The following is an 11,659-nucleotide window of genomic DNA, read 5'->3' as shown; positions in this document are numbered from 1 at the left end:
TTTAGACTTTGGTATGGGCAAAGTACAAAATTTAATGCGAGAAGTTTATTTCAAAAAAAACACCTCCCGAAGGAGGTGTTGGTGACCTGTATAACACCCTAAAATCATACAGATCGTAATTTTTCGTAAACCAATCAACTCACCGCATTTCTTCAGTAAAACGGTTATGTAAATGGAGTGTTTAACTGTATAGACTACAATTAATCAAAAAGGTTGCGTGAAATTTCTATTTTTTTGAAAAAAATTGAAATAACCAATAAGGGCAATTGTAAGGCGCGCTCTAGGAGATTAAAACTTTTAGCTAACTTTATAAAAAAATGACATGGGAACGCAGGAACTTAAAAAACGTATTAAGTCTTATGTAGAAAGAGGCGATGACAAAGTACTCGCAATCGTACATGGGGTTTTCGAAAATTATTATCAGGATGAAATTGTGGCTTATTTTCCCGATGGAAGCCCAATGTCTCGAAAAGAGTACAATCTGCAGCTTGAAAATGCAGAAGATCAATTGAGACGCGGAGAATTTACTTCTATTGAAGATGTAGAAAATCAAATCCCCGATTAATAATGTCCCTCCAAGTTGTTTGGCTTAGACAGGCCATTGACTCCCTAAAACACATTTTAGATTACCGTTATAAAGATATTCCGTCCGCGAGAGCGATTGTAAAACGAGACATCTTAAATGCCTCCAGGGCAATCACATTTCCTGAACAGTATCAGCAAGATGAAATCAATGCAGATTATAGAAAGATACTAGTTCGGGATTATAAGCTGCTATACAAAGAGAAAGATGGCGTGATTTACATCAGCAATATCATCTGCACTAAGGCTTCACGCCAATAAAAAAGCACCTCCTCACGGAAGTGCTTTTTACAATAAACAAAATCTCAGACGGTTAAACCGACTTGTTACGCTTACGTTCGTTTTCGGTTAATAATACCTTACGCAGACGTAAATGGTTTGGAGTAACCTCAACATATTCATCTTTTTGTATGTATTCTAAAGCCTCTTCTAAAGAGAATTTAATGGCCGGTACAATTTTGGCCTTATCATCTGCTCCGGAAGAACGTACGTTTGATAATTTTTTAGTCTTGGTAATATTAACGGTCATATCATCCTGACGGCTGTTTTCACCAATTACCTGACCTTCGTAGATATCCTCACCCGGATCAACGAAGAACTTACCACGATCCTGCAGTTTATCAATAGAATATGGGATAGCGGTACCTTTTTCCATAGAAACCAGCGAACCGTTGTTACGACCCGGAATGTCTCCCTTGAGCGGCTGATATTCTTTAAAACGGTGAGCCATAATCGCTTCACCGGCAGTTGCAGTAAGCAACTGGTTACGAAGACCGATAATCCCTCGTGAAGGAATTAAAAACTGGCAAACCATACGATCGCCCTTGGCTTCCATACTCAACATCTCCCCTTTACGGATAGACACCATTTCTACAGCCTTACCTGAAACTTCCTCCGGCAGGTCAATAGTCAATTCTTCAATAGGTTCGCATTTAACACCGTCAATTTCTTTGATGATTACCTGCGGCTGACCAATTTGCAGTTCGTACCCTTCACGACGCATCGTCTCGATCAATACCGAAAGGTGCAATACCCCACGGCCATATACCATAAACTTATCGGCACTATTGGTTTCTTCTACGCGAAGTGCCAGGTTTTTCTCTAGTTCTTTAAATAAACGGTCTTTGATGTGACGTGAAGTCACAAACTTTCCGTCTTTACCAAAGAATGGCGAATCGTTAATCGTAAACAACATACTCATCGTAGGCTCATCGATCGCGATGGTCTTCAGTCCTTCCGGATTCTCAAAATCGGCAACAGTGTCCCCAATTTCAAAACCTTCAATACCTACAAGAGCACAAATATCACCTGCCTGAACTTCAGCTACTTTCTTGCGCCCAAGTCCTTCAAAGGTGTGTAATTCTTTAATTTTTGCTTTTTTGATGCTTCCGTCACGCTTAACCAGCGATACGTTCATTCCTTCCTTCAAAGTACCGCGTTGTAAACGCCCAATAGCGATACGACCGGTAAATGAAGAGAAATCGAGAGAAGTAATCAGCATTTGTGTGCTACCTTCTTCAATTTTAGGAGAAGGAATATGATCCATCACCATATCGAGAAGGGGCTCAATATTTTCGGTCTCATTTTCCCAGTGGTCACTCATCCAGTTGTTCTTAGCCGAACCGTAAACCGTAGGGAAATCTAGCTGCCATTCTTCGGCACCCAACTCAAACATCAGGTCAAAAACCTTCTCGTGAACTTCTTCAGGAGTACAGTTTTCTTTGTCTACTTTATTAATAACCACGCACGGTTTAAGACCCAGGTCAATTGCCTTTTGCAGTACGAAACGCGTTTGTGGCATAGGCCCCTCAAAGGCATCAACCAGCAACAACACCCCGTCAGCCATATTGAGTACCCGCTCAACCTCCCCACCAAAATCGGCGTGACCCGGAGTATCAATAATGTTAATTTTGGTGTCTTTATAGATAACCGAAACGTTCTTAGAAGTAATAGTAATACCGCGTTCACGCTCCAGATCGTTGTTATCCAGAATCAAATCACCGGTGTTTTCGTTTTCACGAAACAACTGGCAGTGGTACATAATCTTGTCTACCAGGGTGGTTTTACCGTGGTCAACGTGCGCGATAATCGCAATGTTTTTAATATTCATAAGTAGCCCTTATTTTAGGGCGCAAAGATACGGTTAATTCACGGACTTTTAAGCACTTATTTCAATTATAATTTGGGCGGCTTGCTGCTTGTATAAAATCATGTAAAAAATTGAAAATCAGTCACAAGCAGCAACCGGGCTATACGCTCTATCTTTTTTGTTAGCAGCTTCACCTAATGCGCCAAATGGCGCAGGAAGTCTGTAGTAACAAAAAAGGATGCCGCTGCTATCCCTACCGCAAGCGGTTGCAGGTTATAGTTTTAAAGTTCAAGGGTTTCTTGTTTTCTGTTTTCTGTTTTCTGTTTTCTGTTGGTTAAAAGTTATTCGTTAATTGGAATTTATTTTACTTCGGTTTCTGTTTATTCCCACTTTGTAGTTTGTACCTGATAGTTGTCATCAACAATAGGTTCTCGACTGCGCTCGAACCGACAAACCGTTTTACTTTCTACTTTCTATTCTCCCTTTTTTACTTCTCACTTTTTCCTATGGAATCGTGGAATCGTTTAAGAAAAAACCATAAAAAATTACCTTTTTACAATCCTTGAATTCTCAACCTTAAATTTTAAATTCTGCCAACTGCCTACTGAGACTGCCAACTTAATAACCTCTTACCACTTACCTAGAAAACGCTGCACTCAAGACTCTGAATTCATCACTTTGTACTTCTCACTTCGTATTTCGTATTTTCTATACACTATATTTACCCCTTTAAACTAGAACAGCATGAAACTTTCCAATATTCCCCAGATTAAACATACAGATACCAATAACTTTTTCCTGCTTGCCGGGCCCTGTGCCATTGAAGGCGAGGAAATGGCGATGCGCATTGCCGAAAAAGTGGTAGGTATAACTGATAAATTGGGTATTCCCTACGTGTTTAAGGGAAGTTTTAAAAAGGCTAACCGCAGCCGCTTCGATAGTTTTACGGGTATTGGTGATGAAAAAGCGCTAAAGATTCTACGTAAGGTTTCAGAGACTTTTAAAGTCCCAACGGTGACTGACATTCACGTGAACGAAGACGCGGCAATGGCTGCCGAATATGTAGATGTATTGCAAATTCCGGCTTTTCTGGTACGTCAAACCGATCTGGTTGTCGCTGCTGCCGAAACCAGTAAAGTCGTGAACCTCAAAAAAGGGCAGTTTATGAGTCCGGAGGCGATGAAACACGCCGTTACTAAAGTGACCGACACCGGCAACGAAAACGTCTGGATCACCGATCGCGGAACGATGTTTGGCTATCAGGATCTTATCGTAGATTTTAGAGGCATCCCCACCATGAAGCAATACGCGCCAACGGTACTTGATGTCACGCATTCCTTACAACAGCCCAATCAAAGCAGCGGGGTAACCGGCGGCCGACCTGAACTTATAGGCACTATGGCAAAGGCCGGCATCGCGGCGGGTGTTGACGGCTTGTTTATCGAGACCCATTTCGACCCCGCAAATGCCAAAAGCGACGGAGCTAATATGCTTGACCTAAGCTTACTGGAAGGTTTACTTACCAAACTGGTAGCGATACGTAAGGTGGTTGCAGGGTAAAATTTAACAGACTAAGAATAGTTCAAATTAAAGGATTACCAAGACTCTTGTTTTAGCAATCCTTTAATTTTTAATGGCATATTTTGCTGCCTTCACACTCTGCTCTGCTCGTTCCGGCTTGTTTTAGTTTTCTTCCTAAGTAACGAAAACAGCTATGTGAAGAATTCTTATTATTTTTAGTCACAATCAAAAAACATTTAGAATGAACTATTTACGCATCTCCGCACTAGCCTTAACCACTTTGGCTGTACTTTCCTGTACAGACGAACCTGAGAAAACCCCATTAACAATTGGAAACCTCGAACTTTCTGAAGCTAAACCGATGCCAGGCGACAGTTTGAGCCTTTGGTATACACCTGAAAAAACGGAAGATTCTCTAGATATAGAAGCATTTTACGCCTACACCGTAAATACTAAAAGTTATCCTCAGGATATTGATCTGGTAAAAGACGGAGAACGTTATAAGGGTAGTATTGCAATTCCCGATTCGGCGCAGGGTCTTGTTTTTAATTTTAAAAATGGAAAGGACTACGACTCCAATGAAGATCAGGGATATACGCTAAGCCTATATAATGAGGCAGGTGTTCCCGTTGCCGGTTCTGAAGCCGGGATTGCTTTTTACAAACTCGCTCAGGGCAGCTATTACGGTATGAAAACAACGCCAGACTCTACTTTGGCTGCCATCAACCGCGCTCTTGAAAAGAATCCCGAGCTTAAAAATGATTGGTTCACGATACAGATGCAGGTAATGAATCAGGCAGATGCTAAAGCTGCAGGAGTGAAATTGGATGAAGAACTCGCCGCATACTCCCAAAAGCAGGAGCTTACAAAAGAAGAGTATCAAAAACTGATTACGATATATCAGATCAAAAGGGATCAGTCCAAAACCGATTCGATTCAGGCGATTTTCATGGAAAAATATCCCAAGAGTCAAATCGCTCAAAACGCTTATGTTTCTAAAATGCGTGGAGCTAAAAATCCTGAAGAAAAGCTTGCATTACTTGAAGAATTCAATGAAAAGGTAGGAACAGACGGTACTCAGAAAAATTTTCTATACCGCAGTTTAGCTGAATCATACCTCAATGCCGGGGATACCGAAAATTTCAAAAAATATATGGAGATGGCCGGTGACGATTCGTCTAAAGCCTCAACCCTGAATAATATTGCTTGGGGCTACGCCGAAAGCGGGGAAAACCTTGATCTGGCGGAAGAATTATCTAAAAAATCTCTTGCTATTATTGAGGCCGAAAAATCAAACAAGCCGGAGTATTATACAGCCCGCCAGTATGCGAATAATATGAAATCTACCCGGGCTATGTACTCAGACACCTATGCCCTGATTCTTTTTAAACAAGGTAAAGTACAGGAAGCCATCGCGGTTCAGGAAGATGCCGTTGCAGACCCCACCTCGCCAGACGTTTACGAGCGCTACATTCAATTTCTGGCAGCAGATGAGCAATATCAAAAGATTGTTGAAAAAGCCGCTGAGCTGGTTAAAGACGGTAAAGCTACCACCAAGACCAAAGAATATCTGGCTACTGCTTACGCCAATACAGAACAGGAAGAAAGCTTTGAAAGCTACCTAAGTTCTTTGGAGCAGGTCGCTCATGACAAGGCTTTGGCAGAGCTGAAAAAAGAAATGCTTGATGAAGAAGCGCCACAATTTAGTCTTAAAAACCTGGAAGGTGAAGAAATCGCTCTTGCCGATTTAAAAGGAAAAACGGTAGTTCTTGATTTCTGGGCAACCTGGTGCGGACCGTGTAAAGTTTCCTTCCCCGGAATGCAAAAAGCGGTTACCAAATACGCTGATAACGAAAACGTAGAATTCCTCTTTATAGACACCTGGGAAAGCACCAGCGGTGAAGCCCGTGAAAAAGGAGTAAGTGATTTCATCAAGCAAAACAACTACACTTTTAACGTGCTGATGGACACTCCTGAAGAAGAAGGCAGTCGCAAATACGACGTGGTTTCTGCTTATGAAGTAGACGGTATTCCTACCAAGTTTGTGGTAGGTCCTGACGGAAAAATCAAATTTAAAGCCGTGGGCTTTGATGGCAATACAGACGGTCTGGTTGAAGAACTCGATATGATGATCGCACTGGCTGCAGGGCAGTAGTTCGTAGACTTTAGAAAACTAAAAAATCCGTGTTTGAATATCAGACACGGATTTTTTTATAACTGAATCACTTCTTAATCAAGCATCCAGTGCAGCAAAGCTTCCTGATCAACAATAGACCAACTGTGCGGATTTCTGCTTCCGTCTGCCCTATATCCCTTACCCTCAGTCGTAATAAGTTCTACGTTTTCGTAGCCTTTAGCGGTCAAAAACTCAGATAGCCGCTCCAAATGAAAAGCATTCATTTGCTCGTAGTCAACTCCCATATTTTCCTTCCACCAAGTTTTATCGGGCTCTGTATAAAAACGAATTTTGGTATTTTCTAAAGCTTTCAAATTCTGAAAGTTTTCAGTTTCATAGACAAAAGCGCTATACGTTTCATAAGGAGCGATATCCTCATCAGGATTTCCCAATTGCGCATTAAAAAACTGAAGCATAAAGGCGCTCTCTCCGGCCGCAGCGGGTGAAAAATTACGCGCTACATTTTCTTTGGCAATACGATAAAGCGCCGCCAGATCTACTGGAGCATCCACAGCGAAAACGCCGGCCGGTTTAAATCCATAGGATGTATTTTCCGTCAGATAATTACTTATTACTAACGACAAAGCTCCGCCGCTAGACAAACCGCCGATATAAACCGCATCGTCAGGCAGGTTGTTTGAGGCGATTAGATTCTGAAGCACCTGTGCCAATTGCGCCTTTTCTTCCTCCTGTAAAAAAATCTTACGATTATAGTTTAGATAGGCCACTGCTACATTTTTAGACAAGGCTAAATCGGTTATGGGGTACTCGTTTTCAATACCCGCAGCGTTTTCTCCAAACCCACCAAACAAGATTAAAACGGCATCCGTTTGTTGAGGTTTATACAGTGTATAATCTGCAGTAGTTTGGGGCTCGGCTTCCTGGGCTCTACTTAAGGTTATCCCTAAAACCAGACACAGAATCAATAGACTTTTAAAATGCTTTTTCATTATTCGTTTATATATGATTACTCGTTTTTATCCGGAGATTTCAAGCTCCGTTTATAGGCCTCTAAATCCCATTCCATATCAAAATTAGAAAGGTAAGACTCCATAGAGTCAAGCCCTATTGAAGCTCTTCGCTCATCTACGTGATCAGGGTCAATCATCGGAGCGACAAAAGCTTCACCGGTTTCTGTGCGCCCCACCTGACTGCCGTAAATTTGAGGCCTGTCGTTCCGTATCTCAATGCGATCCTGTAAAAGAGCTAAAAAATGAGGCGGAGTGTTTCCTTCTGAAACTGCCTTTTGCAGTAAAGGAAGGTAGTTTTCCTGTATTTCAAGATCAGAATGCTGAATAACCAAAAACAAGGTCATATTACCTTCGTCGCCAAGCACATCAGAGCCTAGCCAACCGTGTTCATCCAGGATGCGTTTTACTTTGATCAAATTAATAGAGTCTACCCGGTCTACTTTTTTCCATTGAGCTTTTACTTCTTCTGACTGCCAACCGTGTTGATCCCCTAGTGCCCCAAGTGTTTTCCGTACGCTTTGATCACTTTGATGAACACTGTCTAAGACAGCTACCAGTGGTTTATCCCAGTATTGCTCTACCTCTTCCCTATTTTGCTTTACCCGTGTAAGAATATCATCCCAGCGGGTATCATTATGTAAACTAGTAAGATCTGTATCCTGAGAAATATGACTGTAGTTCGTATATCCCTCAGGTCGAGAAATGATAAATAAGTGCTTAAAAGCCTTATCGGCTTCATCTGCCAGCGCCCAGGAACAGGCTGCATTATAACGATCAGAAGTCTGGGTGTCATCCCCGGTTAGATTAAAAGCCTTTTCATAGGTTTTACCAGACTCCGAATATTTTTGCGACTGGTAAAGCCTGTTTGCTTCAAGAATTAAATCATCATAAGCTGCAGCCTCCTGAGCATAGGAAGCAAAAAAGCACAAAAAAACCGCTGCAATCTGTAGTGTAACTATTTTCATATTCCGAATTAGATAAGTGAATCTGGTACCATTCAATTCGGGAAGTTAGGACTTTTAAGCGCTAAAGGCTTACGGTATTCCTCATTTATAAGAAGAGATGCTTAATTCTTTATAAGAACTTTAAGTTGCTTTAGGAATTCAATCAATACCTCAGCATCAATATCTTCCAGTTTATGATATCTCAGGGACCGTAGCCGTTTCCGATTTTCACCTGCTATTAAATGCTTGTCGGGATCATTCAGGTCTGTTCCATAAACAAAGCTCAAATCCACAAAACGCTTCCTAAAATTCAAAAAACAGAACATTTTTCCATTCAGATAATAGAAGGGCAAATGCCACTTATACAGCAACTCCGCTTCGGGAGCTGTATGCTCAATAATCACCTGTAGCTCCAATAGAATACGTTTAAAAGGCTCGGGTTGAGAAAGAATATAAGTTTCTGCGGGATTCATTATAACCAGAATTAGTCTGCCAGGCTTAACATGATTAGAAAACCAGATATTGAAGCTTTAAATATATGCTAATGCAGCCGTTTTACTTTAGTTTCTATAAAAATCCAACTAATTTGCCTGCTGTTCTAACCTAAACCCTTCTTTTGATGCTGAAAAACTACCTCTATGCACTTGTATATTCCGCGATTTTTGGCACGCAATGGGCTTACGCTCAGCAAGAAGAAAAGCCGAAATTAGAACTGGGTGGTGCTTTGCGCTTTAACTACGTGTATTCCTCCTGGAAAGAAGAACAAAAAACCAAAGGCGGCGAGTTTGGCTACGATATGTTTCGCATCAATGCCCGAGCTTCTTTTAAAAACGTCTTTTTAAATGCCGAATACCGCCTGTACTCGGAAGCTTTTGGTGGCGGATTTCTAAAACAAGGCTGGGTGGGTTACCGTTTTAGTGAAAAAGATGAATTGCACGCCGGCCTGGTTTATGTTCCTTTTGGAATAAAGCAATACAATTCAAATAACTGGTTTTTCAACATTACTTATTATGCCGGTCTTGAGGATGACCACGATATGGGAATTAAATACCTGCATACCGGGGATCGCTGGGAATATGCCATAGCTTTTTTTAAAAATGCCGAAGAGCTCAATTTTGGAGGAGATGTTGAAAACAGCAGCAGCCGGTATTCCTATGATGTGGTGGGCCGCAATAAGGAAACCAATCAGTTTAATGTAAAACTGCTACGTAAACTGGGAAATACCGGTAATAATCAGTTGGGATTTTCGGCACAATACGGCCAGTTGTACAATATAGACACAGACCGTAACGGAGATCATTATGCCCTGGCCCTGCATCACGAGTTAGACTGGCGAGACTGGAATTTTAAAACCGAAATAATCACTGTTGCTCACAATCCTGTAAATGCAGCAGGTCAATCTAACGCGATTATACAAATGGGAGCATACGGCACGCCTTATGAAGTCGCCGCCCGCTTCAATATGTATACTTTCGCAGCCTCTAAAGTGGTGAATGTAAACTGGGGACCAGTGTCACAGCTGAAATTCTATAATGATTTTGGATATATGCAGAAAAAAGAACGCGGGTTTACCGACTCCTTTCAAAATGTTACCGGTATATTGTTGACCGCCGGACAGGTGTATACCTATGTTGATTATGCTGCGGGGTATAATCATTCCTGGCTGGGCGGGAATTTTGTAGACGATTTTTCAACAGGTAATCCTGATGCTAAATGGGAAGCCCGCTTTAATATTAATATTGGATATTATTTTTAAAAGATAACTATGGCTAAAAAAATTACGCGAAGCGACGAGAAAAAATCAATCTTTGGCCTTGAGGTCAACGGTCCGGTGTTTTTTACCTCTTCAATTATCATTATCATCAGTATCGCACTTACGCTCACCTTTAAGAAAAAAGCGGAAAAAATCTTTAGTGATATTCAACACGCCGTTGCTGAGAATGCTGACTGGTTTTTCATTCTTACCATTAACCTTTTTCTGCTGTTTTTAATTTATCTGGCAGTGGGGAAATTTGGTACTATGCGTATAGGCGGCCCTAAAGCAAAACCTGAATTTAAAACACTTTCCTGGTTTGCTATGCTTTTTAGTGCGGGTATGGGTATAGGCTTGCTGTTTTTTGGAGTAGCCGAACCTATAAATCACCTTACCAATCCGCCTACAGCAGAACCTAATACTATTGCCGCGGCACAGGAGGCTATGAACTTTACCTTTTTGCACTGGGGCTTTCACGCCTGGGGCGTTTATGCACTGGTAGGTTTGGCACTCTCCTATTTCACCTATTCCAGAGGTTTACCGCTCACCATACGATCAATATTTTATCCGTTTTTAGGCGAAAGAATCCATGGGAGAATAGGCGATGCTATTGATATTTTTGCGGTTTTGGCGACGCTTTTTGGCCTGGCTACCTCACTGGGTTTTGGCGTACAGCAGATCGCAAGTGGTCTGAACCACGTTTTTGGTCTTCCTGACGGAACCCTCACTCAGGTACTTCTCATTGCAGGGATTACGCTGGTAGCAACTACCTCAGTCGTTTTAGGAGTAGATAAAGGGGTACGTATTTTAAGTGAATGGAATATGCGCGTGGCAGTTTTATTATTGTTGCTTGCCTTGATTTTAGGTCCTACTCTATTTATATTCCGCTCGTTTATAGAAAACACCGGAAGCTACTTTTCAAACTTTTTAAGTATTGCTACCTGGAGTGAAACCTTTGACGGCACATCCTGGCAAAACGACTGGACGGTCTTTTACTGGGGCTGGTGGATAGGCTGGTCGCCATTTGTGGGGATGTTTATTGCCCGCATTTCAAAGGGAAGAACCATCAGAGAATTCATTCTAGGGGTATTACTCGTGCCTTCACTGGTAACCTTTTTCTGGATGTCTGCTTTTGGAAGTGTAGCCATACAACAGGCTTTAGGAGGTGACGGGAGCATCGTTGCCGCAGTAAACGATGATATTGCGACCGCCCTATTCGTATTTTTTGAAGATTACCCGCTTTCTATGGTTATCAATGTGGTAGCTGTCATTCTGATCGCAGGCTTTTTTATTACCTCTTCAGATTCAGGCTCCCTGGTGGTTGACAGTTTAACCTCCGGTGGAAAAATTGAAGCTCCTGTGGGACAACGTATTTTTTGGGCTGTAACTGAAGGTACAGTTGCCGCAGTACTGCTTATAGGTGGAGGACTCGAAGCCTTACAAACGGCTACCATAGTTACCGGGCTGCCCTTTGCCATAATCCTCATTATTATGTGTTATTCCCTCTATAATGGTCTGAGGGAAGATTTCCAAAAAATGCAAAAGAAAAAATCGCAGAAACAACGGGATGATTATGAAGATGTCGTAAAAGAAATTGTAGAACGCCGAAACAAAAAAGCCTGA

At 41.7% G+C, this 11,659-nt stretch carries 10 protein-coding genes; 6 read left to right on the top strand and 4 right to left on the bottom strand.

The genetic code is table 11. The features are described 5' to 3' along the window. Nucleotides 1-322 precede the first annotated feature (322 nt). Both CJ305_RS10890 and CJ305_RS10885 read left to right on the top strand, forming a co-directional pair. The gene (locus CJ305_RS10890; RefSeq protein WP_099646308.1) at nucleotides 323-565 is read left to right on the top strand and encodes a hypothetical protein; all 243 of its coding nucleotides are present in this window, start codon (nucleotides 323-325) and stop codon (nucleotides 563-565) included. A gap of 2 nt (nucleotides 566-567) precedes the next feature. Continuing rightward, a complete protein-coding gene (locus CJ305_RS10885; RefSeq protein WP_099646307.1) occupies nucleotides 568-843 on the top strand; it encodes a type II toxin-antitoxin system RelE/ParE family toxin in 276 nt (91 codons plus the stop codon). A gap of 52 nt (nucleotides 844-895) precedes the next feature. Here the strand turns inward: CJ305_RS10885 and typA are convergent, their stop codons facing one another. Continuing rightward, entirely contained in the window at nucleotides 896-2,692 is a 1,797-nt protein-coding gene (typA, locus tag CJ305_RS10880; protein ID WP_099646306.1) for a translational GTPase TypA, read from the bottom strand. 723 nt (nucleotides 2,693-3,415) lie between these two features. Here typA and kdsA point away from each other — a divergent pair. Together kdsA and CJ305_RS10870 are read left to right on the top strand one after the other, a co-directional pair. Then, nucleotides 3,416-4,231 (top strand): 3-deoxy-8-phosphooctulonate synthase, encoded by an 816-nt coding sequence (kdsA, locus tag CJ305_RS10875; RefSeq protein WP_099646305.1) that lies wholly within the window; start codon nucleotides 3,416-3,418, stop codon nucleotides 4,229-4,231. Between the two features lie 202 nt (nucleotides 4,232-4,433). After that, the gene (locus CJ305_RS10870) at nucleotides 4,434-6,347 is read left to right on the top strand and encodes a TlpA disulfide reductase family protein (protein WP_099646304.1); all 1,914 of its coding nucleotides are present in this window, start codon (nucleotides 4,434-4,436) and stop codon (nucleotides 6,345-6,347) included. Nucleotides 6,348-6,421: 74 nt separating this feature from the next. On the opposite strand, the gene CJ305_RS10865 is transcribed toward CJ305_RS10870, so the two are convergent. From CJ305_RS10865 to CJ305_RS10855, 3 genes are all read right to left on the bottom strand, one after another. After that, nucleotides 6,422-7,318, bottom strand: a complete 897-nt coding sequence (locus tag CJ305_RS10865; protein WP_099646303.1) for a hypothetical protein — start codon at nucleotides 7,316-7,318, stop codon at nucleotides 6,422-6,424. Nucleotides 7,319-7,335: 17 nt separating this feature from the next. Then, nucleotides 7,336-8,304 carry a DUF6624 domain-containing protein gene (locus CJ305_RS10860; RefSeq protein ID WP_099646302.1) on the bottom strand — a complete coding sequence of 323 codons (969 nt, stop codon included), beginning with the start codon at nucleotides 8,302-8,304 and terminating at the stop codon, nucleotides 7,336-7,338. A gap of 101 nt (nucleotides 8,305-8,405) precedes the next feature. Then, a complete protein-coding gene (locus tag CJ305_RS10855) occupies nucleotides 8,406-8,756 on the bottom strand; it encodes a DUF1801 domain-containing protein (protein WP_099646301.1) in 351 nt (116 codons plus the stop codon). Between the two features lie 146 nt (nucleotides 8,757-8,902). Between CJ305_RS10855 and CJ305_RS10850 the strand changes: the two genes are divergently transcribed. Further along, nucleotides 8,903-10,039 carry a hypothetical protein gene (locus CJ305_RS10850; RefSeq protein ID WP_189319431.1) on the top strand — a complete coding sequence of 379 codons (1,137 nt, stop codon included), beginning with the start codon at nucleotides 8,903-8,905 and terminating at the stop codon, nucleotides 10,037-10,039. 9 nt (nucleotides 10,040-10,048) lie between these two features. Beyond that, nucleotides 10,049-11,659 carry a BCCT family transporter gene (locus tag CJ305_RS10845; RefSeq protein WP_099646300.1) on the top strand — a complete coding sequence of 537 codons (1,611 nt, stop codon included), beginning with the start codon at nucleotides 10,049-10,051 and terminating at the stop codon, nucleotides 11,657-11,659.

This window comes from Leeuwenhoekiella nanhaiensis (genome assembly GCF_002744755.1).
GTDB classification, from domain to species: Bacteria; Bacteroidota; Bacteroidia; order Flavobacteriales; family Flavobacteriaceae; genus Leeuwenhoekiella; species Leeuwenhoekiella nanhaiensis.
Note: the sequence above shows the minus strand (reverse complement) of the source record. Positions and strands in the feature narration are given on the sequence as shown.